Raw genomic sequence first — 22,574 nt, 5'->3', positions numbered from 1 at the left:
AATTTCTTTATAACACCATTAAATTACAACCTCTAATATCTGAATTATCGAAACGACCAATAATTTCGAAAGTACCGTTTTTATGTACTTTGCCTAAATCTTGCGTAGCAATAAAAGCACAAGAATTATAATTGGCTAAATCAATTACGTTAATTCCGCCTGTTTTTCCTACTTGTTGAATTGTTAAAGCATCTTCTGTGTCTCGGGTAAGAATCTTCATCCAAGGAGGTGTGTCAAAAACGCCGTTTCCGTTAGAATACCCCTGACTCAATAATTCTGTCATTCCGTATTCTGAGTGAATTTCAGTAACCCCAAATCCGCTTTGTAAAAGCTGATGCAACTCATCTCTAATCAACTCTTTTCTTCGTCCTTTCATGCCACCAGTTTCCATAATAATGGTATTTTTTAGGTTGAATTGTTGCATTTCTATCAAATCTAACAACGCAAAAGAAACACCAATTAAGAGCGTTTTTTGTCCTTTTTTATCTAATTCGACTAGTTTTTTTGCTAATTCTTGAATATTATCTAGATAAAATCCACTTTCTAAGTTGTTAGATTTCTGAATTAAATCATCAACCATATACACTAAAGAAGAGCCATTTCTTTCTAAATAATTTGGCAATAAAGCTAAAACAGCATACTCTTCTATATTGCCATAAAAATGAGCAAATCCTTTTAGGTAGCTTTCCTTGTAGAGGTTAATATCTGTTACAAAATGCTTGCTTGTAACACTACCTGTTGTACCAGAACTTGTAAAGGTTTCTTCAATTTCTTCTAAGGAAGAAAGTACTTTTTTGCTCTTAAAAAACTGAATAGGTAAAAACGGAATTTCTTCAACCTTAGTAACGTCTGAAGGATGAATGTATAATAAATCGCAAAAAGACCTATATACTTTATTGTTTTTAAATTGATGTTTAAAAACAGCTAAAGCAACTTGCTTAAAATCTTCTTGGTTTTGGATGTTAAAAATATTGTTTTGCATAAATTCGAAAAAACGTCCACAACACTTTTGTTGTAGTTTCTTATAATTATCATTCCCTTGTTTGTGCTGAACTAGTTTCAGTAAAACGGAGATTTACATAAAGAATTCTCTTTAAAAAACTTTACAATGCAAAAATAGAATTATTTAACGCAACCTTTTATAAGTTTTTGCATCTTATAATAAAAGAGCCAAATAATGACGTTAAAAAGTATCATTTTAATTGTTTTTCTAGTTTCATTATCTTCTTGTGAAGACAACGAAGTACTAATAGATTCAGATAATTTATTAATAGGAACTTGGTTCGATCCTGTTTACGATGGTGAAACGACAACATTTAAAAGAGGAAACTCTTTGCCAAATGATGCCTACGGAATTTCATTTCATAAAAATGGTGGTTTTATAGAACGAACTTCTGGTTGGTGCGGTACACCGCCTTTATCTTTTTTTAATATTGAAGGAACTTTTGAGTTAGAAAATACCCTTGTTAATATTTCTACAGAAAACTATCCAGCAAATTATGCGTGGAGAATTATTACACTCACAGAACATAAATTAGTGGTTAAAAGAGAACTAACAGCGCAAGAAATTGAACATAGAAGTTTAATGGATTTATTCAATGAAATTAAAGAATTGTCTAGCAGCGTTTCTTGCTCAGATACTGCAAATTGGTTGTTTACCGCTTACGGTGCAAAAGCTTGTGGAGGTTCGCAGGGATATATAGCTTATTCATCTGAAATAGATATAAATAATTTTTTAAATAAAATAGAAATATATACACAAGCAGAAAAAACATTTAATGTTAAATGGGGGGTAATTTCAGATTGTTCTATAGCAAGTGTTCCTCTTTCTGTTGAATGCGAAAATGGAATTCCAACCCTTAAATATTAATTTAATAACAAAAACCATGAAAAAAATCAGTTTACTTTTATTAGGATTACTAATCTTTACTTCTTGTTTAGATCAAGATGATTCGCCAAATTTTGCCTATGAATTCTTAAAAATAGACGAAGCAATTACTCCAGAAAGTTTTACATTTGGAGAAACAGATACCATTACCATAAAATATTCTTTCCCCAACAGTTGTTATTCCTTTAATCAAATTTATTATGAGGCTAAAGATTCTACAAGAACAGTTGCAGTGAGAGCAACGGTTTTATTAGATAAAGAATGTACAGAAGAAATTGTGCAAGAAGAAAAGAAGTTTGTAGTTACCGTGTCTCAAACAGAAGACTATATTTTTAAGTTTTTTAAAGGAACTGATAGTGAGGGCGAAAATATTTTTGAGGAAGTAATAGTTCCTGTAAATTAGTACCATCAAAATAGAAGAGCTCATACAAGAATGTTGTCAGCAAAAAATGGCAGCGCAATCAACAGTTTATCAGCTTTATGCCGATAAGCTGTTTGCGGTTTGTTTAAAATACTCCAGTAATTATCAAGATGCAGAAGATAATTTACAAGATAGTTTTATGACTATTTTTGAGAAAATAAAACAATATAATCATAAAGGTTCTTTTGAAGGTTGGTTAAAACGTATAACTGTAAATACAGTTTTACAAAAATATAGAGTAAAGTCTCCTTTGCAAAATGTTAGTAATTTTTCTGATGAATTAGAAACAGAAGAAGAGTTTAATATAGAAGACACTGCTTTTAATGTGGATGTTTTGTTGAGCCTTATTCAGCAATTACCAGATCAATACAGATTGGTTTTTAATTTATATGTTTTAGACGATTATGCTCATAAAGATATTGCAGAAATGTTAGGGATTTCTGTTGGAACATCAAAGTCAAACTTATCTAGAGCAAGAAAAATTTTGAAAGATCAATTAGAAATGCATCAAAAAACAACAGAAAACGATTAATTGATGAAAAATAAGAATTTAGATAAATTGTTTCAAGATCAGCTTAAAAATTTGGAGGTAACTCCAGATAAAAAAGTTTGGAGCAATATAGAATCTAAACTTAAAAAGAAGAAAAGGAAAGTAGTACCTTTTTGGTGGTTTGCAGGTGCAGCGGCAGCCATGTTGCTTTTAGGAATGGTGTTGTTTCCAGTCGATAAAAACAAAACCGATTTTATAAAAATTGATTCTAAAACTATTGTTACGGAAAGTACAGAAAACGAAGTTGAAAAAAATGATCAACCTAAAACAGATACACTTATTCAAAATATAAAAATTAAAGAAGAGATACTCGTTGCTGATAAGAAACTAATAGAAAATGATAAAAAGAGAATAGAAAAACCTGGTTTTCAAAAGAAGTTAGTACGTAAAGAAATAGCTACTAAAAAGATTTTATTAGCTAATAATACAAACAACGAAATATTAGATTCTGTTAACGATAAAACGATAACTATAAATAAGGAAGTTTTTTCTGAAGAAAAAAACAAAATAGTAGAGATTGTAACTCAGGAAAAAGAATTGCCTAAAAATAAAGTTGATTTAGATAAATTTATAAAAGAAAAAGATAGTGTTTTTTCTATTAAAAATTTAAAAAATAAATGGTTTATTGCACCTGTTTTTGCAATTTTAAATTCAAATTCATTTTCAAATTCATCTCCTGTAAATAAAAACTTATCAAATTCTACAAAAGGAAAAAGCTCTTTTTCTTATGGTTTTCAAATAGGATACCAGATTAATAAAAAATGGAGCATTCAATCTGGTGTACATTTGCAAGAAATGAGTTTTGTGAACAATCAGGTAACAGCTGTTTCTTCAATTTCAAAAAGTTCATCTGCTATAGCATTTAATAGTGGTGCTTCTTTTTCTTTTAACAAAGCACCTACTCAAAGTTTAGATTATAGTAACAATACGGTTTTAGATAGAAGTAGTTTAACTGGAAATTTGGATCAAATATACGGTTATATAGAAATTCCTCTAGAAGTGAAATATAATTTTTTAAGTGTTAAAAACTTTAATACACAGGTGGTTGCAGGGTTTAGTTCTTTATTTTTAAATAAAAATGAAGTTAATTTTAGTTCTCAATTTATTTCAAATTCTGGTACTGCTAATAATTTAAATAAGCTTAACTTTAGTGGTAACCTAGGTTTCGATTTTAATTATTTTTTAAATAATAATTGGTCTTTAAATTTAAACCCTATGTTTAAGGCTCAGTTAGATACCTTTAGTGAAGATTCTAATGGTTTTTCCCCTTTTAATTTTGGTATCTATTCTGGTATCAAATATACATTTTAACGACATTTATTGTTGTTCCGTCGAAATGTAAGAAGTATTACTTCTTCATTATATTAAATTTGACTTTTTAAATGAAAGCAATATGACATTTTTAGCAAACACATATAGAACATTAAGTGGTACCAGAGAAATTATAGTATCATTAGAAGAAAAATCTACACAATGGGTTGTCTATAAGGATGAAAAACCTGCTTATTTTGTAGATTTTTATGATTTAGACAAAGAATCTAATGCTATGATGAATAGCTTAGTATTGTGCACTAAAAGAACAATTTACGAAGTTTTAGAGATTATTAATAATAAGAACAATATTAACTTATCCGTACCTATAAAATCTAGATTAGGTTTTAAAAAAATTATAAAATCTAGAAAAGTAGAATTAGACTTAGGGCCAATACCAGAAGAATGGTTGGCATACTCTTTGTAGTATAATTTTATATTAAAGTATTCTATTTTTATTTTTTGGGGATTAAATAAAAATAATTTATTTCTACAACGCTAATTGTTTAATAATAAACAATTAGCGTTGTTTTTGTTTAATATATGTAAGTCTAAAAATTATTCGTAAATTCGTTTTTAAGATATTAACAACAAAAACAGAACAGCAAAATGACAGACTTTGGAATTCAAGAAGCTTTACAAAAGCTAGGATTAAAAGCTATAAATAATGGAACTTCTACAGGATCTACTAATTTTTCTAATGGCGAATTGATAGAGAGTTATTCTCCTGTTGATGGAAAATTGATTGGAAAAGTAAAAGCAACTACAAAAGAAGATTACGAAAAAGTGATGGAAACAGCCGCTAAAGCTTTTTTATCTTTCAGAAATATGCCAGCTCCACAAAGAGGAGAAATTGTACGTCAGTTTGGTAACAAATTAAGAGATTTAAAAGAACCTTTAGGCAAGTTGGTTTCTTATGAAATGGGAAAATCTTTGCAAGAAGGTTATGGAGAAGTACAAGAAATGATAGATATCTGTGATTTTGCTGTAGGTTTATCTCGCCAATTAAACGGACAAACAATTCCGTCTGAAAGACCAGGACATGTAATGAGAGAGCAATGGCACCCAATTGGTGTTGTTGGTATTATCTCTGCCTTTAACTTTCCGGTTGCTGTTTGGGCTTGGAACACTGCTTTAGCATGGATTTGTGGTGATGTTTGTGTTTGGAAAGGATCTGAAAAAGCACCTTTATGTACCGTTGCTTGTCAGAATATTATAGCCGATGTTTTAAAGAAAAATAATTTACCAGAAGGAATCTCTTCTATTATTAATGGCGATTATAAAGTGGGAGAAATGATGACTACCGATACTCGTATTCCATTAATTTCTGCAACAGGTTCTACCAAAATGGGACGAATTGTTGGTGCAACTGTTGCACAACGTTTTGGTAAATCATTATTGGAATTAGGAGGTAATAATGCCATTATTATTACGCCTACTGCAGATTTAAAAGTAGTGGTGCCTGGTGCTGTTTTTGGTGCTGTTGGTACTTGCGGACAACGTTGTACATCTACAAGAAGATTAATTATTCACGAATCTGTGTATGATAAAGTAAGAGATGCTATTGTTGGCGCTTATGGTCAAATTAAAATAGGAAACCCTTTAGATGAAAACAATCATGTTGGTCCATTAATAGATCATGATGCTGTAAATACGTATTTAGCTGCAATAGAAAAAGCAAAAGCAGAAGGCGGAAAAGTTTTAGTAGAAGGTGGTGTTTTAGAAGGTAAAGGATACGAATCTGGATGCTATGTTAAACCAGCAATTATAGAAGCAGAAAATCATTTTGAAATTGTTCAGCATGAAACTTTTGCACCTATTTTATATTTGATAAAATATTCTGGAGAAGTAGAAAACGCAATTGACAAACAAAATGGAGTTGCCCAAGGTTTATCATCAGCAATTATGACCAATGAACTAAAAGAGGCAGAGAAATTCTTGTCTTATGCAGGTTCAGATTGTGGAATTGCAAACGTAAACATAGGAACTTCTGGTGCAGAAATTGGTGGTGCTTTTGGTGGTGAAAAAGAAACTGGTGGAGGTAGAGAGTCGGGTTCTGATGCTTGGAAAGTATATATGCGTAGACAAACAAATACCATTAATTATTCTGATGAATTACCTTTGGCACAAGGAATAAAGTTTGATCTTTAATTGTTTTTTAGAGTCTTAAATATATTTGAAGAGGCTGTATAAAAAGTGAGTTTTTTGTCAATTTGAATTTATTTCAGATTCTTTTGAAGGTTGATTTTTAGTAAGTAGAGATACTGAAACAAGTTCAGCATGACAAGATTTAATCCTTTTTAGACAGCCTCTTTAGTTCTTTTACAGAAGCTTTTAAAAACTTGACTTTCTAAAATAAAACAGCTAACTTCGTTTAACTTCTGATAAAATGAATTAAAACTCACCTTATCATTATAGTTAGCAGCAAGAAAAAAAAGAATGAAAGAGGAAAATATAGATAGACGATACTTACAATTAGGTGAACAGATAGAAAGCGGTTTATATGGATCTAAGGTGAAAAAAGAAGCATCTATTTATAAAAGCATATCTAATAGTCATATAGAACCGTTTCTGAAAAATATTAATGATTTCTATTCAAAGGAAATTAATCCTGTTTTCAGACCTTATCCAGTAGCTTTAATCGAAGTTATTTTATCTTTGTTCTTTAAAAACAACAGTAAAGATGTGAAATTATCAGACTGTTTTTGTTTAATTTTCCAAGAAAATATAGAAGGAACAAAAAAAACTTTCATAAAAGATAAATATATTAACATGTTAGATGCTGGTCATGCATCTAAGCAATCTTTAAATACTAACAATCCTTTAATTATTTGGGAATTATCTAAAAATAGTTTTCTCGCATATAATGAGTTTTTAAATGTTTTGGTTGGTGCTATTCTTATAAATTATCGTTACTCTATTGGAAAAGATTACAAATTTAATTCTCTTGACAATGCGTATGCCAATAAGGTCAACCAATTAATAGAATTAAAACCTGAAGGAAAATGTTATGAATATTTATTTGAATTGCTACGACCTGACATCAGAAATGCTATTGGGCATCAGAATATTTGGTTTGACAAATCTAATAGATTAGTCACATATTTAAATGACAAAACTGGTACAAATGAAACTATGTCCATCGAGGAATTTATTCTTTTGGATGCAAAGGCTTCATATTTAGCAGAAGCATATTTAGTTTCTATCAGTACCATTGCAGTTTTTTCAATTGGAACAACAAGCGACAAAATAGGATTACCAAAAGAACTAACGTCATTAATAATGAATATTATTTCAACGGAATAAAAATCCAGCTGCTAACACTGTGTATAATTAATTGCTTGGTTTTAGCCAATTTACGAAAGTCCTTGCGGACTTTCTATTCGTGTTTTATTTACTAATTTCAGTGCTTAAAACACGCAACTAATCTTACACAAAAACGTTAAACGTTTGTTTTTCTTCTAAAGAACTATATTCTGCTTCTGTAGGTAATTTTTCAATAATACTATTTAAGTCTATAATATTTTGGCCATTATTTCCCCGCGAACCTTGTCCTGATTGTCTTGGCTCAGTACTATATGGATACTTTACATAAACATTCTTTTTTTTCTTTCCCTTGATGTCGTAATAAACGGTAAGGCCTGTTCTAATTATTGACATAGAGGTCTTTGTGTCTGTAGTACTTATATTTAAGTAAACATAATTGTCATCTTGTGAAACTTTATATAAAATGTTCTCATTGGATACTTGTGTTGTATCCGTGGGAAAATTTGTTGTATTTGAAGCAAAAGAATAAAGGCTTGAAAGTAGTGTAAGTAAAATGGCTAAATGTTTCATTTTTTGTAATTATTAGAGTTTAGAATTCTGATTTAAATTATTCATACGGTATAAAGACTATTCTATTTTAAAAAAAATCAAATTCAATAATCTGATAAATGAAGAAAAGACTTCATCACATCTTCCAGTTCATAAAATCATAAAAAATACCGTCGATAAAAAAAGCCGTTCTGTATAGACAATTGCCTTAAAGATCTATTTCAGTTTTATAAGGAAGTATATAGTTTCATATTTGAAGTGTTAATTAAAAACACACAAAAATGAAATTATATCTCATCATAACAAGTTTTTTAATCGTGCAATTTTCATTTGCACAAGAAGTGTCTAACACTTCAGTAGCAAAAATATGGTCATTAGAAGAAAGTATTACCTACGCTTTAGAAAACAACATTACCGTTAAGGATGCTTCTTTAAATACCAATATTGCAGAAGTAAATTATGATAAAGCAAAATCTTCCAGACTGCCTAACTTATTTGGTAGTGCTTCTCAAAATTTTTCTAACGGAAATTCTATTGACCCAATAACAAGTGATTTTGTGTCAGACCAAATCTATAGCACCAATGTGGGCATCAATAGTTCAATGACCTTGTTTCAAGGCAATCAAATTAACAATGATATAAAACAACGTGAATTACTTTTAGAACAGAGTTCATTTATTGAAGAAGTAGCAAAGAATAACATTGTTGTTAGCATTTTAGAAACCTATTTGCAAAGTTTATATAGTAAAGAAAGTATTAGTATAGCAGAAAATAATCTTTCGGCTTCAGAAAAGGAAGTGTTACGTGCCAAAGCACGATTAGACGCAGGAGAAATTGCACTTAATGATTATACAGAAGCACAAAGTCAAACGGCAACAAATAAGTACCAAGTAATTGCTGCAAAAAACAATTACCAACAAAATATAATTGTTTTAAAGCAATTATTAGAATTGCCACCTACACAAGAGATGGAGGTTGAAACCATTGATAAAAATATAGATTTAATTAATTTGGAACTTAATAAAATGACGATTTATAACAATGCGTTAGGCCATCTACCAGAAATTAAAGCAAGTAGCTTAAATATCGCTGTTAACGAAAAGGAGTTGGACATTGCAAAAGGTGGCTATTTACCAACATTATCTTTAACAGGAAGTATGGGAACTGGTTACACAAGTATTAGAGACAATACATTTTTAGATCAATTTAATCTTAATTTTAATCAAAGAATAGGGCTTTCACTAAATATTCCAATCTTTAATAAAAACCAGACTAAAGCGGCTATAAGCACAGCAACTATAAACATTAAAAAAGCTCAAATACAAAAACAAAATTCTGAAAAAGAAATCTATAGAAAAGTTGAGACTGCCTACCAAAATGCACTCTCAACACAAGAGCAAGTTATTGCTGCAGAAGCTTCTAAAGCTGCAGCCGAACAATCGTTTAATCTGGCACAAAAGAAATATGAATTAGGAGCTTTGAGTACTACAGATTTAGTGATTAGTCAAAACACATATACAAATGCTCAACAAAATTATTTACAAGCCAAATACTTAAATATTTTATATCATCAATTATTACAATTTTACCAAGGAAACGATATTAAACTTTAATCAACAATACTATGAAAAATAAGAAATTAATAATAGGTAGCATTCTAGTAGTTATACTTGCTATCGTAGTTTACAGCTTTGTTAACAATGATGATGCTGTAATAATAGAAGCTAAAACGGTCATCGCAAAAAAAGCGAAAGTTACTACAATGGTTACGGCAACTGGCACCATCGAGCCTATAACCAAAGTAGAGGTTGGAACGCAAGTTTCTGGTGTAGTCGAAAAAATATTTGTTGATTATAACAGTGAAGTTAAAGAAGGACAATTAATTGCCGAATTAGACAAAACTAATCTGTTAACTACATTATCGCAGGCGCAAGCTGTTTATGATAATGCTGTAAATCAAAAGAACTACACCAAAACCATTTACGACCGTCAAAAATCCTTGTATGACAGTCAGGTTATAAGTAGATCTGATTTTGATGATGCGAACTTCAATTACGAAACAGCAAAAAGCACAGTTACTCAACGTTTGTCTGATTTACAAAAAGCGAGAACCAATTTAAGTTATGCCGATATTCATTCACCAATTGATGGTGTAGTATTGTCGAGAGCCATAGACGAAGGACAAACTGTTGCGGCAAGTTTAAGCACACCAACACTATTTACTATTGCAAAAGATTTAAAACAAATGCAAGTAGAGGCTAATGTTGATGAAGCAGATATAGGACAAGTGAAAGAAGGACAACGTGTTAGTTTTACTGTTGATGCTTATTTAGAAGATGAGTTTGATGGTGTTGTTACACAAGTACGTTTAAACCCAACGGTAACTTCCAACGTGGTTACTTATACGGTAGTAATTAAAGCAGATAACCCTGATTTAAAATTAAAACCAGGCTTAACAGCAACCATTTCAATTTACACCTTGGAATTAAATGATGTATTAACTGCCGAAGCCAAAGCCATTAACTTTAAACCAACACGTCCAGAGTTAACAGCTTATAATGAACAACAAAATCTTACAGTACAACAAACAAATGAAAGACCTACAGAAAGAAGTAATGGTAGCGTTGTTTGGGTTTACAGTAGCAATGGCGAAATAAAACCTCAAAAAGTCACTTTGGGAGCAAGCGATGGCGTAAACGTGCAAATTTTAAGTGGTATTACTGAAGGTGATAAATTAGTGTACAGTTTAGAAGGCGTTAGTAAAACAGCAGCAAGTGCAGCAGATAAAAGTAAAAGTCCATTTATGCCACAAACAACAAGAGGTGGAGGAAAAAGATAATACGATGAAAAAAGAAATCATAAAAATAGAAAACTTAAAGCGTGAGTTTACAATGGGCAATGAAACGGTTCACGCGTTAAAAGGTATTTCGTTTGATATAAAAGAAGGCGAGTTTGTAACCATTATGGGTTCATCTGGTTCTGGAAAAAGTACGATGTTAAATATTTTAGGTTGTTTAGACCAACCTACATCTGGGAACTATGAAATTGATGGTGTTAAGGTTAAAGACCTTACTAAAAATCAGTTAGCAACCATACGAAATGAAAAAATCGGATTTATTTTTCAATCCTATAATTTATTAGCCAGAACATCTGCTATTGAAAATGTAGAATTACCGCTTTTATATAACAGTAAAGTTTCCACAGAAGAACGTAGAAAACGTGCAATAGAAGCGTTGCAAAAAGTAGGTTTGGGCGATAGGTTAGACCATACGCCTTCGCAACTTTCAGGTGGTCAACAACAACGTGTTGCCATTGCAAGATCGTTAGTAAACAACCCTGTAATGATTCTTGCCGATGAAGCAACAGGAAACTTAGATACGCGAACTTCTTACGAAATTATGTCTTTGTTTCAAGACTTGAACAAACAAGGAATAACCATCACTTTTGTAACGCACGAAGAAGATATTGCAACATTTAGTAGTAGAACCATTGTTTTAAAAGATGGAAATATCATTCAAGATTACAAAAATGAAAATGTACAATCGGCAGCAGAAGAGTTAGCAAAATTGCCTAAAGAAAATCATTAATTATGAGACTATTAAATTTATTTAAAATCGCTTTTAAAGCCATTGTTCTTAATAAAATGAGGACCCTACTTACAATGTTGGGCATTATTATAGGTGTAGCATCGGTAATTGCAATGCTCGCTATAGGTGAAGGCTCTAAAGAAAGCATTCGCGAAAACATTTCAAGTATGGGCTCTAATATTATTACTATTAGACCTGCATCTGCTTCAAGTGGTGGTGTTCGTGCAAGTGCAGATGAGATGCAAACACTTACCCTTAAAGATTATGAAGCCGTTAAAGATCAAGCCACCTTTTTAAGTTATGCAACACCATTGGTTACTGGTAAAGGACAAGTTATAAATGGTGCTAACAACTGGCCATCGGGTATCTATGGTGTCAATCCAGATTATCTAAAAATTAAAGTAGTTGATTTGCAAAGCGGCAGTATGTTTACAGATGCCGAAGTAAAAATGGCTTCTAAAGTGGCACTTATTGGGCAAACGGTCGTGGACAATGTGTTTCCTGATGGGCAAGATCCTATTGGACAGATGATTCGTTTTAATAATATTCCGTTTAAAGTGATTGGTGTATTAGAAGTAAAAGGAGAAAACACCTTTGGTCAAGACCAAGATGATGTGGTTATTGCTCCATATACAACCGTACAAAAACGTATTTTGGCTATTGATTATATCAATCAAATTATGGCTTCGGCAATAAGTGAAGACGATGCGCCAAATGCTGTTACTGAAGTCTCAGAAATTATGAGAATTCAACATCAAATATCTAATCCAAATAAAGACGATTTTACTGTACAATCTATGGAAGAGCTTATTTCTACTTTTAGTTCTACAAGTGAGATGTTAACTTTATTATTAGTGGCAGTTGCTAGTATTTCGTTATTAATTGGAGGTATTGGAATTATGAATATCATGTATGTTTCTGTAAAAGAACGTACCAAAGAAATTGGTTTAAGAATGGCTGTTGGAGCAAAAGGAGCTGATATTTTAATGCAATTCTTAATTGAAGCCGTGTTAATCAGTATAACTGGCGGAATTTTAGGTGTACTTTTAGGACTCGCATCAACCATATTTATTGAAAAATTCTTAAATTGGCCAACAAGTGTAGCAATGTATTCTGTTGTAATTTCCTTTGCTGTTTGTGCTGTGACTGGTATCTTTTTTGGATGGTATCCTGCAAGAAAAGCATCAGCTTTAGACCCTATTACAGCATTGCGTTATGAATAAATTAATGATGAAAAAAAATAAAAAAGTAACCCTTTTTTCGCACCTTATTGTTTGGTTTACCTTATTTAGTATTCCTTATGTGCTATCTTATGGTCTAGAAGAAGAAATTAATAGAGTTATCTCTCGTTTTTGGATTCCCTTATTTTTTTATGCCATTCTTTTTTACACCAATTATTTTGTATTAATAGACAGGTTTCTTTTTAAGAATCAAACCATTAAATACATCCTAATAAATGGTGCTATTATTATGGTGTTTTTAACAATAAAATCGCAAATTGATGCACTTTTTTTTACTGATATAATTAGAAAATCATCAAGCAATACTAGTGTTGGACCACCATTTAAAATGATTATTTATGTGCAAATGCTATCTTATTTAGCTCCTGTACTTTTTTCAGCTGCCATTAAAACCACTAAGCGATTAATAAAAACAGAAGCACAACGTAAGGAAGCGACGAATTCTAAACTAGAATCAGAATTACAACATTTGCATTACCAGCTGCAACCGCATTTCTTTTTTAATTCGCTTAACAATATATATTCTATGGTGGATATTTCGCCAGAACAGGCAAAAAAATCCATTCATAGTTTAAGTAAATTAATGCGTTATATGCTGTATGAAACCAATATGGATGTATTACCACTTTCTAAAGAAATCGATTTTATGAAAAAGTATATCGATTTAATGAAGTTAAGAGTTTCGGATAAAACAGAAGTTAGTTATAATTTTCCTGAAGAAGAAACTGGTATTAAAATAGCACCATTGTTATTTATTTCATTAATTGAAAACGCATTTAAACATGGTGTGTCTGCAACTAAAGAAAGTTATATTAATATTTCTATGACATCAAATGAAAAAACAGTTCAATTTGCCATTGAAAACGATAATTTCCCTAAAAAAACAAACGATAAAAGTGGTTCTGGAATAGGGCTTCAAAATGTTGAGAAGCGGTTACAATTACTTTACCCTAATAAACATAGTTTTAATACGCGTATAGTGAATAATCGTTTTTTAATAGATTTAAAAATAGAAACAGCTTAAAATATGAGTAACTTAAAAATTACATGTGTTATTGTAGATGATGAGCCAATGGCGTTAAATCTAGTGGAAAGTTATGTCGAAAAAACGCCTTTTTTAGAGCTTAAACAAAAATGTAGTAGTGCTATTGAAGCTATGGAGTTTATTAAAACGGAACCTGTAGATTTATTGTTTTTAGACATACAAATGCCCGATTTAACTGGTATTGAGTTTTCTAAAATGCTACCAAAAGAAACACGTGTAATCTTTACTACGGCTTTCGATCAATATGCTTTAGAAGGTTTTAAGGTTGAAGCTTTAGATTATTTACTAAAACCTTTTGATTATGCTGAATTTCTTGCCGCAGCCAACAAAGCAAATACCTGGTTCGATTTGGTAAAAGGAAAAGGGGAGAAGCAACAAGTTTTATCGCCCGAAAAAGAGTTTCTTTTTGTAAAATCTGAATACAAGCAATTACGGATAAAATTGGCTGATGTCTTGTATTTTGAAGGCTTAAAAGATTATATAAAAATATGGTTGAAAGATAATCCGAAAGCCATTTTAACATTAATGAGCTTAAAATCTTTAGAAGCCGAACTGCCTGAAACACAATTTATGCGTGTACATCGATCTTTTATAGTTTCCTTAAAGAATATAGAAGTTATAGAACGTAGTCAGATTATTATAAACAAACAACGTATTACAGTTTCAGAACAATACAAGCCTAAATTCTTAGCATTTGTAAATGGTAATTCATTACAAAACTAGGGTTGTTTCATTTCATCTATCAAACAACCTAATTGGGCGATAAATAGATATAGTTTGTCTATTTACTTTTACCAAACAATCATATAAAAGTACTTTTGTGCCCACATAAAATCTTAACCTATAATTATGAAAAAAATCTTATTATCATTAGCATTAACTGCTACTATGTTTAGCTGTAGTAGTCTTAACAACGCAAATACATCAAGTATTACACAAGCAGCAACATTATTAGGTTCTTTAAGCTCTAATTCTACTGTACAACAAATTACTACTCTTTTTAGTTTATTAGACACTAATAATGATGAAGCTATTAGCTCTACAGAAGCAATTGGTACTGTGTCAGAAAACTTTAATGTTTTAGATACAGATAATAATTCAAGCTTAAACTTAACAGAATTAACGGGTTTATTAGGTTTGTTAAAATAAGTTTCTAGATAAATTTATAACTAAAAAGGGTGTGCTTTTAAATAGTATATCCTTTTTTTTTATGGTTTTTTATGTGGTTTAGTATTAACCTTCAGATATCTATGTCGATATAAGTTTCTTATTCGTAGATACAATTACAGCAAACCTCTATTGTCTTTTTATTTCAGAAACAATTCAAATACCTTTAAACTATCAATAGTAAATAACGTTTAGTATTGAGAAAAAAAGTTTAATCATTAAAATCTTGTTATTATGAAAACAGTTATAAAAACAATCATTTTGCCAGCAATGTTTATTGTGGCAATGACAACACAGGTTTCTGCACAAACAAAACGTAGTAATGCGAAAGCTAAAACCGTTACAACAACGACAACCAAAAGAACAAATGCAGTTGCAAAAAAAACATCAAATAAAAGGATTTCAAGTACTAAGGTTACTTATAAAAAACCCACTAAAAAAGTAACTTCGGTAAGGTCACTTCCTAAGAAAACGGTTGTAAAATACAAAGATCAGAATTACTATTATACAAATAACAGATATTACACGCAATCTCGAGGACGTTACATTGTTATTGCACCAAAAGTTGGGTTTAGAATAAACGTATTACCTACTAACTATAGAAGTGTACGTTTTAATAATCGAAGCTATTACAATGCAAATGGCATCTTTTATATTCAAATCAACAACCAATACGAGGTTGTTGACCCAGAAGTTGGCACCATAGTTTACAAACTACCAGATGATTACGAAAAAGTGACCATAGACGGGCAAACCTATTACGAATACGCAAACATCTTATATGAAAAAGTACAAATAGATGGTATTCGCGCTTATGAAGTGGTTGGCATTATAGATATGGAATAAAAAATTGATTTGATTGATAGTGATTGAAAAGTGGGTGGTTATTTTATAATTACTCACTTTTCTATTTAATAAATTTGAATCTGGTTTTATTATCGCTACTATAATTATTAATGGAAAATTAAATTCGCACATAGAAATATTACAAACTATTAATGAAATTTCAAATGGATTTAAACACTCATTTATAAACTCACAAATTCATTCATATAAAGGTTCAGAATACCCTGTAGTTTTTGCATACACGCTGAATTATAACGATTTAAAAAATCAACCAAAATTTCACACTCTGGATTTAAAAATTGTTTTAAAAGATTATGATTTGTTTTTAAGAGACATAAAAGATTTTATACAACAAAATTCATAGTATTATGGAATTAAGCACTACTGGCAACAAAGTATATAATTTATTGCTAGTTTTAGCTCACTTACGAAATTCCTTCGGAATTTAGCCGTTCGTGATTTATTTAATAACTTGGTTGCTTAACCACGCAACAAACCATATTCCTAAGTCACCTCCATTTTATATTTTTCTTTTAAGCTATCTTTAAATGATAAGATTTAAACCATTTTTAATTTATAGAGTCTAAGGTTTATGAAATTAGCACACATACAACATTTATATAACAGAGTTGGTTTTGGTATTACACCAAAAGAATTGGCTCGTTTATCTAAGAAAAGTAAAAAAAACGTTGTGAACGAGTTATTTGCTTCTTCTAAGAAAATAACTATTTTATCTGTAGATACTTCTTTTTTAAAAGGTATTTCTTTTAAAGATGCCAAGGATAAAAACAAACGTAAAGAACTTCAAAAAATTAGTAGGAAAAAAGTACAAGAACTTTCTACAGCTTGGTTTGAACGTTTAAATAATCCATCAGAAATTTTACGTGAAAAAATGACCTTGTTTTGGGCGAATCATTTTGTGTGTGAAAATAGAAACATATTATTTGTACAGAGTTACAATAATATGTTGCGTGAAAATGCTTTGGGAGATTTTAGAAATTTCACAAAATCGGTTTCTAAAGAAGCCGCTATGCTTTCTTATTTAAACAACAAACAGAACAAGAAAAAAAGTCCGAATGAGAATTTTGCACGCGAATTAATGGAACTTTTTACGTTGGGACAAGACAATTATACAGAACAAGATATAAAAGAGTCTGCAAGATCATTTACAGGATATAACCATAATTTTAAAGGACAATTCAATTTTAAACAAGGACAACATGATGCCGAAGAAAAAACATTCTTTAGTAAATCGGGCTATTTTAAGGGTGATGATATTATAGATATCATTCTAGAAGAGAAACAATGTGCACGTTTTATATCAGAAAAAATTTACAGCTATTTTGTTAACGAAAACATTAGTATTAACCATGTAGATGAAATGGTAGAGGTGTTTTATAAAGATTATAATATAGAAAATCTAATGCGTTTTGTATTGCTTTCTAATTGGTTTTATAACGATGAAAATATTGGAACGAAAATAAAATCGCCTATTGAATTTTTAGTGGGTATAAACACTATTGTACCTTATAAAATAGAAAAACCAAAACAAGTTTTATTATTGCAACGTTTATTAGGGCAAATTTTATTGAGTCCGCCAAATGTTGCTGGCTGGCAAACGGGTAGAAATTGGATTGACAGCAATACCATTGTTACCCGTTTGCGTCTACCTTCTGTTTTGTTAAACAATGCAGAAATTGCGTATTCAGAAATTGGTGATGAAGAAACCATGATTACCAATTTTAAGAAAAGAAAATTGCGTAAAAAAGCTTTCATAAAAGTTTCTGCAGATTGGAGTTCTTTTGAAGAAAATTATAAAAAGGAATCTAATAAGGAATTGGTACATCAAATTATAACATCAAAAATTAATAGTGGAACCGAAGAAATGTTAGAAAGAAATCAGCAACTTTCTAAGCACGATTTTGTTGTGCAATTAATGAGTTTACCAGAATATCAACTTTGCTAACCTCTCGACTGCGCTCGAGATGACAATATCAAAATTATGAACCATTCATAATTAAATTTTTGGCTATTTAATTAAATGTTTATATGATGCAACATGTGATCATTGAAAAAAAATAAATACATGAAACGTAGAAACTTTTTAAAACAGACAGCTTTTGCTTCAGGAATGTTTTTTGTTCCTCAATTTTTAAAAGCTTTTGAACAGCTTCCAAATAAAACATTTAGCAATAAAAAAGTAGTAATTATTCAGTTAAAAGGAGGTAATGATGGCTTAAATACGGTGGTTCCTTTTAACAACGATATTTATTATCAACAAAGAAATAACATCGCTATAAAACAAAACGATGTATTTAAAATTTCTGATGAGCTTGGTTTACACAAAAGCCTGCAACCATTGCAAGATTTATACAACAAAGGCTTTGTAAGTATTATAAATAATGTGGGGTATCCAAACCCTAATTTATCGCATTTTAGAGCTACAGATATTTGGCAAACGGCTAGTGATAGTAATGAGTACTTACAAAATGGTTGGGTAGGGCGTTATTTAGATTATACCAAAGGAAATCCATATGCTGCTATTGAGGTAGATGAAAGTTTGTCTTTAATGATGAAAGGAAATACACAAAACGGATTGGCAATTACAGATCCAAAAATGTTTTATAATTCTATGCGTCAACCTTTTTTTAACAACGTAGTTAACAACTATAATGATACACATTTAAGTGAACATAACTTAGGTTATTTGTACAACACAATGATTGATGCAAAATCATCTGCAAAACACATTTACGAAAAAAGCAACACAAAAAGTACGTCTGCAGAATACCCGAAAAATATCTTTGGTAAACAATTAAAAACCATTTCTCAGTTTATAAATTCTGGATTAGAAACACAGGTGTATTATGCAGGTTTAAGTGGGTTTGATACACACGCAAACCAACCAGGAACACAAGAAAGATTGTTGAAGGTGTATGCAGAAAGTATGGAAGTTTTTATCAACGATCTACAAAAAAATAACACGTTTGATGATGTTTTAATTCTTACTTTTTCAGAATTTGGAAGACGTGTAAAACAAAACGAATCTAAAGGAACAGACCACGGAACAGCCAACAATGTTTTTGTGATGGGAAAAAACTTAAAGAAACAAGGTTTGTATAATAACTTACCTAATTTAGGCGATTTAGATAAAAATGGAAACCTTAAATATGAAATAGATTTTAGAGAAATTTACGCAACAATTTTAGACAAATGGCTGCAAGTAGATGATGTTGCTATTTTGAATAAATCATTTTCTAAATTGAATTTTGTTTAACATTTCTCATATCCAGAATACGTTTTAATTAAACGATGCATGTAAATTTGGAAAGTCGAAATCTTAAAGTTATCTTTGGTAATTAATCAATATTTTATTTTAATACTGCAATGAAATCAATAAAAAGAAAATATCTACAAGGCTTTTATGAGACGCTCGTCCATGGCTTTGTTTGTGCTTCTTTTTCTTTTGCAATGTATAGAAAACGTAAAATTATCTTTGTGTATTAATTAGGCATTTCGAGTGTGCCTACACAACTCTATTTCATTATTTCTTATAGAAGATATTCAAAATAACAAATTGAATAGCTTTACTCGCATATGTAATAATGTTTCCATTTAGAGTTTACGATACTGTTTTTTATATACATAAATTTAAAATAATAATATCATGGCTGTATTGAGAAAAAAGCTCACAAAAGCAGAATTAAACGAGAAAAAACAAGAGAAAATTTTAAAGAAATTAGAAGATAAAAAAATGAAGAAACGGAAATCTAGAAAGTAGCCTATAAATTTTAATACCCCTTTGCAAGAAGAGGTTGTCTTAAAAGTCTTAAACGTTGTTTTACTGACAAAAAAATACTTTTTTAGACGACCTCTTTTTATTTAATGATACTGCACTTTTCTAATTACACGCATAGCTTCCTTATACTTTATATACGTTGTTTTATCTTTTAAATCTTTTAGGTAGGTTTTTACCTTCTTTAACTGTTTAGAGACGTCTACATAACCGTGTAAATAACAGATTAAATAATTGGTAGGTAAACGTAACACATCCACATCTTCAATTACAGAAAGAGGGATGTTGTTTTCAATTTTTTTTACAATAGCATTGCAATCATTGTAAATGTGATGTATAATATTTACATCAAATTTTGGAGGAACAAACAAGAATTCTTTTACAATATCATGCTGTCCGTTTTCTTTAAAATGGATAATTGTTTTCTCTAAAGGATACAATTCTTCCTGCTTTTCTAATCCTAAATAGATGTATTCGGTGATAATAAAAGAGTGCTGATTATAACTAATTTGTACATCATCTAAAGCAGAAAAAAACAACTTTACTTGCTCGTTAATTAATTCGATATCTACTCTAGAAAAGTAAATTTCATCGTTTATAAGCTTTTTTTCTCCTGCCCAACATAGCACAAATTGCTCATTAAAAACTTTGTACTGTGGGTTGTAGGCAGGTTTATGATTGTTGATGAAATCGAAAACACCATCTAAGGTTAATTCTATATTATTGCGCGCATTTTTTTCGATAGCTTCCACAATATCTTTATTAGTGTTTCGCAATTCAAAATTTCCGGAAGAAGGTATAGAGTTACTTCCTCTTCTGTAAAAAGTAGTTCCTTTGCTATATTTCCAAGTATTCTTTAAAAGTGATGTAATTTTATTATTCGGATGAATGGTAACCAAACCAATAACTTTATGACGCTGTAAGCTAGGAAAAGGAACATTTTCGTATTCAATTTTTGGTGGATTTTTTAAATACGCATTCACCAAATTCTGAATCTTGCTATCATCATAAAAATCGACACCAATAATTTTGTTTTCTTCATCTTCTACACCAATAACGATGTAAGAATTATTTTCTGGATTTGAGTTTGAAAGCGCACAAATATGTTTTAAAAACTTTGCTTTTCCATCTTTTGCACTTAATGATAATTTTTGCTTTTTATCATAAAAACTATTCTCATCGTTGTGAGAAAGTAGGTTTTTGATTAAAAGTCTTTTGTTTATCATTTTATGGCATTTCTTCTCCTTGGCTAGCTTCTAAAAGTAGAAACCAATCTTGTAGCTCTAAATTAATTTCTAAAGCTTTATTTGCGTTTAAAATTCGTTCTTTATTTGTGGTTCCAATCACAGGAGATATTTTTGAAGGATGTTTTAAAATCCAAGCTAATAATAACACATCTTCAGAAACCATGTATTTTGCTACTAATGTTTTTAAAACTGCTTTTACTCTTTCTGTTTGTGCTGTTTTTTCTCTAAAAACACTTCCTAAAGGACTCCAACACATTGGTTGCATACTTTTTTGTAGCATTTGATCTAAACTGCCATTTTGCATTGCATTATGATGTGTTAAAGAAAATTCTATCTGATTTACAGAAACAGGAATTTTATCAGCAATTAAATCAACTTGAGAAGGCGTAAAGTTTGAAACTCCAAAATTGATTATTTTTCCACTTTCTTGCAATTCTGTAATAGCTTCTGCAATTTCGTCAGGTTGCATAAGCGGACTTGGTCTGTGCAGTAAAAAAGTATCAAGATAAGCTGTTTTTAAGTTTTTTAAAGTAGATTCTACACTCCAAATAATATATTCTTTCGAATAATTATAATGTTTTAATTTATTATCTCTTGCTTGTCCAACAAGTTGGATACCACATTTAGAGATTAACTGAATTTCTTTACGCAGAATGCCACTTTTTGCAAATGCTTTACCAAATTCTGCCTCTGTAGAATAATCCCCATAAATATCTGCATGATCAAAAGTTGCATTACCGTTTTCTACACAGAATTGAATCATATCAATTTGTTCTTTAGTAGAAAATTGTTTTCCCCATTTTCCCCAAGACATGCACCCAATTATGAGTTCTGATTTTGGCATTTTTATAACTTGTTTAAAATTGTTGGTGATGCTTGCGCTGTTGGATACACTACTAAATCTTCTATATTAACATGATAAGGTCTCGAAATTACAAAATAAATAATATCTGCAATATCTTCTGCTTGTAAAGCTTTATAACCTGCATACACAGATTTTGCTTTTTCTGTATCGCCTTTAAAACGAACATCTGAAAACTCAGTTTGTACTGCTCCAGGATGAATTGCAGAAACACGAATGTTATGTTTGTTTAAATCTATTCTCATAGCCTTATTTAAAGCATCTACAGCGTGTTTAGAAGCACAATACACATTTCCGTTAGGATATACTTCTTTTGCCGCTATAGAGCCAATATTTACAATAAAACCATTGTTTCTTTCTGTCATTTGTGGTATGATAGCTTTAGAAACGTACAATAAGCCTTTTACGTTAATATCTAACATAGCGTCCCAATCATCTATATCGCCGTCTTGTATGCTAGACAATCCATGTGCATTCCCTGCATTATTGATTAAAATATCAACTTGTTTAAAGTTTTCGGGTAATGAATTTATAGCTGTTGCTACTTCTTCTCTTTTAGAAACATCAAACCGTAAAGTAGTTACTTCTGTAAGTTTACTTAAAGTTTCTTTAAGTTCAGATAATCTTTCTGCTCTTCTTCCACAAAGAATTAAACGGATGTTATTTTTTGCAAAAATTTCTGCGGTTGCTTTTCCAATTCCAGAAGTAGCTCCGGTTATAAATGCTGTTTGTTTCATTTGTCTTATTTCTAGTATTCCTGCGATAGCAGTAATTTAATTTTAGTCTGCTAAATTGTC

22 protein-coding genes are annotated in these 22,574 nt (G+C 30.5%); 17 read left to right on the top strand and 5 right to left on the bottom strand.

Going from position 1 to position 22,574, the window contains the following annotated elements; genetic code table 11:
- Window positions 1-7 precede the first annotated feature (7 nt).
- Complete coding sequence (locus tag GQS58_RS05920) at window positions 8-982, bottom strand: acyl transferase (protein WP_166383837.1); 975 nt, start codon at window positions 980-982, stop codon at window positions 8-10.
- A gap of 195 nt (window positions 983-1,177) precedes the next feature.
- Here GQS58_RS05920 and GQS58_RS05915 point away from each other — a divergent pair, with 195 nt between their 5' ends.
- The 7 genes from GQS58_RS05915 to GQS58_RS05885 all read left to right on the top strand — a co-directional run bounded on the left by GQS58_RS05915 (window position 1,178) and on the right by GQS58_RS05885 (window position 7,476).
- Complete coding sequence (locus GQS58_RS05915) at window positions 1,178-1,870, top strand: hypothetical protein (protein WP_166383835.1); 693 nt, start codon at window positions 1,178-1,180, stop codon at window positions 1,868-1,870.
- Between the two features lie 16 nt (window positions 1,871-1,886).
- Window positions 1,887-2,291: a hypothetical protein gene (locus tag GQS58_RS05910; protein ID WP_240914561.1), complete on the top strand. Its 405-nt coding sequence runs from the start codon at window positions 1,887-1,889 to the stop codon at window positions 2,289-2,291.
- 46 nt (window positions 2,292-2,337) lie between these two features.
- Window positions 2,338-2,841 carry an RNA polymerase sigma factor gene (locus tag GQS58_RS05905; protein WP_205860395.1) on the top strand — a complete coding sequence of 168 codons (504 nt, stop codon included), beginning with the start codon at window positions 2,338-2,340 and terminating at the stop codon, window positions 2,839-2,841.
- Window positions 2,842-2,844: 3 nt separating this feature from the next.
- Complete coding sequence (locus GQS58_RS05900) at window positions 2,845-4,170, top strand: hypothetical protein (protein ID WP_166383831.1); 1,326 nt, start codon at window positions 2,845-2,847, stop codon at window positions 4,168-4,170.
- Between the two features lie 82 nt (window positions 4,171-4,252).
- Window positions 4,253-4,597 (top strand): hypothetical protein, encoded by a 345-nt coding sequence (locus GQS58_RS05895; RefSeq protein WP_166383829.1) that lies wholly within the window; start codon window positions 4,253-4,255, stop codon window positions 4,595-4,597.
- 182 nt (window positions 4,598-4,779) lie between these two features.
- Window positions 4,780-6,321, top strand: coding sequence for an aldehyde dehydrogenase family protein (locus GQS58_RS05890; RefSeq protein ID WP_166383827.1), 1,542 nt, complete (start codon window positions 4,780-4,782; stop codon window positions 6,319-6,321).
- A 288-nt stretch (window positions 6,322-6,609) separates the two neighbouring features.
- The gene (locus tag GQS58_RS05885) at window positions 6,610-7,476 is read left to right on the top strand and encodes a hypothetical protein (RefSeq protein WP_166383825.1); all 867 of its coding nucleotides are present in this window, start codon (window positions 6,610-6,612) and stop codon (window positions 7,474-7,476) included.
- 123 nt (window positions 7,477-7,599) lie between these two features.
- Here GQS58_RS05885 and GQS58_RS17040 read toward each other — a convergent pair whose 3' ends face one another.
- The gene (locus tag GQS58_RS17040; RefSeq protein WP_205860394.1) at window positions 7,600-8,007 is read right to left on the bottom strand and encodes a hypothetical protein; all 408 of its coding nucleotides are present in this window, start codon (window positions 8,005-8,007) and stop codon (window positions 7,600-7,602) included.
- Between the two features lie 260 nt (window positions 8,008-8,267).
- Between GQS58_RS17040 and GQS58_RS05875 the strand changes: the two genes are divergently transcribed.
- The 10 genes from GQS58_RS05875 to GQS58_RS05830 all read left to right on the top strand — a co-directional run bounded on the left by GQS58_RS05875 (window position 8,268) and on the right by GQS58_RS05830 (window position 19,149).
- A complete protein-coding gene (locus GQS58_RS05875) occupies window positions 8,268-9,599 on the top strand; it encodes a TolC family protein (protein ID WP_166383821.1) in 1,332 nt (443 codons plus the stop codon).
- An 11-nt stretch (window positions 9,600-9,610) separates the two neighbouring features.
- Window positions 9,611-10,825 carry an efflux RND transporter periplasmic adaptor subunit gene (locus GQS58_RS05870; protein WP_166383819.1) on the top strand — a complete coding sequence of 405 codons (1,215 nt, stop codon included), beginning with the start codon at window positions 9,611-9,613 and terminating at the stop codon, window positions 10,823-10,825.
- Window positions 10,826-10,829: 4 nt separating this feature from the next.
- Window positions 10,830-11,573 carry an ABC transporter ATP-binding protein gene (locus GQS58_RS05865; RefSeq protein ID WP_166383817.1) on the top strand — a complete coding sequence of 248 codons (744 nt, stop codon included), beginning with the start codon at window positions 10,830-10,832 and terminating at the stop codon, window positions 11,571-11,573.
- 2 nt (window positions 11,574-11,575) lie between these two features.
- Entirely contained in the window at window positions 11,576-12,796 is a 1,221-nt protein-coding gene (locus tag GQS58_RS05860) for an ABC transporter permease (protein ID WP_166383815.1), read from the top strand.
- A gap of 7 nt (window positions 12,797-12,803) precedes the next feature.
- Window positions 12,804-13,838 carry a sensor histidine kinase gene (locus tag GQS58_RS05855; protein WP_166383813.1) on the top strand — a complete coding sequence of 345 codons (1,035 nt, stop codon included), beginning with the start codon at window positions 12,804-12,806 and terminating at the stop codon, window positions 13,836-13,838.
- 3 nt (window positions 13,839-13,841) lie between these two features.
- The gene (locus tag GQS58_RS05850; protein WP_166383811.1) at window positions 13,842-14,582 is read left to right on the top strand and encodes a LytR/AlgR family response regulator transcription factor; all 741 of its coding nucleotides are present in this window, start codon (window positions 13,842-13,844) and stop codon (window positions 14,580-14,582) included.
- A 126-nt stretch (window positions 14,583-14,708) separates the two neighbouring features.
- Window positions 14,709-15,008, top strand: coding sequence for a hypothetical protein (locus tag GQS58_RS05845; protein ID WP_166383809.1), 300 nt, complete (start codon window positions 14,709-14,711; stop codon window positions 15,006-15,008).
- 252 nt (window positions 15,009-15,260) lie between these two features.
- Entirely contained in the window at window positions 15,261-15,872 is a 612-nt protein-coding gene (locus GQS58_RS05840; RefSeq protein WP_166383807.1) for a DUF6515 family protein, read from the top strand.
- 592 nt (window positions 15,873-16,464) lie between these two features.
- Complete coding sequence (locus tag GQS58_RS05835; RefSeq protein ID WP_166383804.1) at window positions 16,465-17,838, top strand: DUF1800 family protein; 1,374 nt, start codon at window positions 16,465-16,467, stop codon at window positions 17,836-17,838.
- 120 nt (window positions 17,839-17,958) lie between these two features.
- Complete coding sequence (locus GQS58_RS05830; protein ID WP_166383802.1) at window positions 17,959-19,149, top strand: DUF1501 domain-containing protein; 1,191 nt, start codon at window positions 17,959-17,961, stop codon at window positions 19,147-19,149.
- Between the two features lie 605 nt (window positions 19,150-19,754).
- On the opposite strand, the gene GQS58_RS05825 is transcribed toward GQS58_RS05830, so the two are convergent.
- The 3 genes from GQS58_RS05825 to GQS58_RS05815 are packed head-to-tail and all read right to left on the bottom strand — an operon-like array spanning window position 19,755 to window position 22,514.
- Window positions 19,755-20,894 carry an ATP-binding protein gene (locus GQS58_RS05825; protein ID WP_166383800.1) on the bottom strand — a complete coding sequence of 380 codons (1,140 nt, stop codon included), beginning with the start codon at window positions 20,892-20,894 and terminating at the stop codon, window positions 19,755-19,757.
- A gap of 1 nt (window position 20,895) precedes the next feature.
- Entirely contained in the window at window positions 20,896-21,759 is an 864-nt protein-coding gene (locus GQS58_RS05820; protein ID WP_166383798.1) for an aldo/keto reductase family oxidoreductase, read from the bottom strand.
- A gap of 2 nt (window positions 21,760-21,761) precedes the next feature.
- Complete coding sequence (locus tag GQS58_RS05815; protein ID WP_166383796.1) at window positions 21,762-22,514, bottom strand: SDR family NAD(P)-dependent oxidoreductase; 753 nt, start codon at window positions 22,512-22,514, stop codon at window positions 21,762-21,764.
- Window positions 22,515-22,574 lie beyond the last annotated feature (60 nt).

Origin of the sequence: Polaribacter sp. 11A2H (assembly GCF_011379025.1) — a bacterium.
GTDB lineage: Bacteria > Bacteroidota > Bacteroidia > Flavobacteriales > Flavobacteriaceae > Polaribacter.
The sequence above is the reverse complement of the archived record's forward strand: the minus strand, read 5'-3'. Positions and strand labels throughout refer to the sequence as shown.

Bases quoted from the DNA above. Each gene is read 5' to 3' on its own strand.
- GQS58_RS05920 (WP_166383837.1), bottom strand. From the start codon at position 982: ATGCAAAACAATATTTTTAACATCCAAAACCAAGAAGATTTTAAGCAA.
- GQS58_RS05915 (WP_166383835.1), top strand. From the start codon at position 1,178: ATGACGTTAAAAAGTATCATTTTAATTGTTTTTCTAGTTTCATTATCT.
- GQS58_RS05910 (WP_240914561.1), top strand. From the start codon at position 1,887: ATGAAAAAAATCAGTTTACTTTTATTAGGATTACTAATCTTTACTTCT.
- GQS58_RS05905 (WP_205860395.1), top strand. From the start codon at position 2,338: ATGGCAGCGCAATCAACAGTTTATCAGCTTTATGCCGATAAGCTGTTT.
- GQS58_RS05900 (WP_166383831.1), top strand. From the start codon at position 2,845: ATGAAAAATAAGAATTTAGATAAATTGTTTCAAGATCAGCTTAAAAAT.
- GQS58_RS05895 (WP_166383829.1), top strand. From the start codon at position 4,253: ATGACATTTTTAGCAAACACATATAGAACATTAAGTGGTACCAGAGAA.
- GQS58_RS05890 (WP_166383827.1), top strand. From the start codon at position 4,780: ATGACAGACTTTGGAATTCAAGAAGCTTTACAAAAGCTAGGATTAAAA.
- GQS58_RS05885 (WP_166383825.1), top strand. From the start codon at position 6,610: ATGAAAGAGGAAAATATAGATAGACGATACTTACAATTAGGTGAACAG.
- GQS58_RS17040 (WP_205860394.1), bottom strand. From the start codon at position 8,007: ATGAAACATTTAGCCATTTTACTTACACTACTTTCAAGCCTTTATTCT.
- GQS58_RS05875 (WP_166383821.1), top strand. From the start codon at position 8,268: ATGAAATTATATCTCATCATAACAAGTTTTTTAATCGTGCAATTTTCA.
- GQS58_RS05870 (WP_166383819.1), top strand. From the start codon at position 9,611: ATGAAAAATAAGAAATTAATAATAGGTAGCATTCTAGTAGTTATACTT.
- GQS58_RS05865 (WP_166383817.1), top strand. From the start codon at position 10,830: ATGAAAAAAGAAATCATAAAAATAGAAAACTTAAAGCGTGAGTTTACA.
- GQS58_RS05860 (WP_166383815.1), top strand. From the start codon at position 11,576: ATGAGACTATTAAATTTATTTAAAATCGCTTTTAAAGCCATTGTTCTT.
- GQS58_RS05855 (WP_166383813.1), top strand. From the start codon at position 12,804: ATGAAAAAAAATAAAAAAGTAACCCTTTTTTCGCACCTTATTGTTTGG.
- GQS58_RS05850 (WP_166383811.1), top strand. From the start codon at position 13,842: ATGAGTAACTTAAAAATTACATGTGTTATTGTAGATGATGAGCCAATG.
- GQS58_RS05845 (WP_166383809.1), top strand. From the start codon at position 14,709: ATGAAAAAAATCTTATTATCATTAGCATTAACTGCTACTATGTTTAGC.
- GQS58_RS05840 (WP_166383807.1), top strand. From the start codon at position 15,261: ATGAAAACAGTTATAAAAACAATCATTTTGCCAGCAATGTTTATTGTG.
- GQS58_RS05835 (WP_166383804.1), top strand. From the start codon at position 16,465: ATGAAATTAGCACACATACAACATTTATATAACAGAGTTGGTTTTGGT.
- GQS58_RS05830 (WP_166383802.1), top strand. From the start codon at position 17,959: ATGAAACGTAGAAACTTTTTAAAACAGACAGCTTTTGCTTCAGGAATG.
- GQS58_RS05825 (WP_166383800.1), bottom strand. From the start codon at position 20,894: ATGATAAACAAAAGACTTTTAATCAAAAACCTACTTTCTCACAACGAT.
- GQS58_RS05820 (WP_166383798.1), bottom strand. From the start codon at position 21,759: ATGCCAAAATCAGAACTCATAATTGGGTGCATGTCTTGGGGAAAATGG.
- GQS58_RS05815 (WP_166383796.1), bottom strand. From the start codon at position 22,514: ATGAAACAAACAGCATTTATAACCGGAGCTACTTCTGGAATTGGAAAA.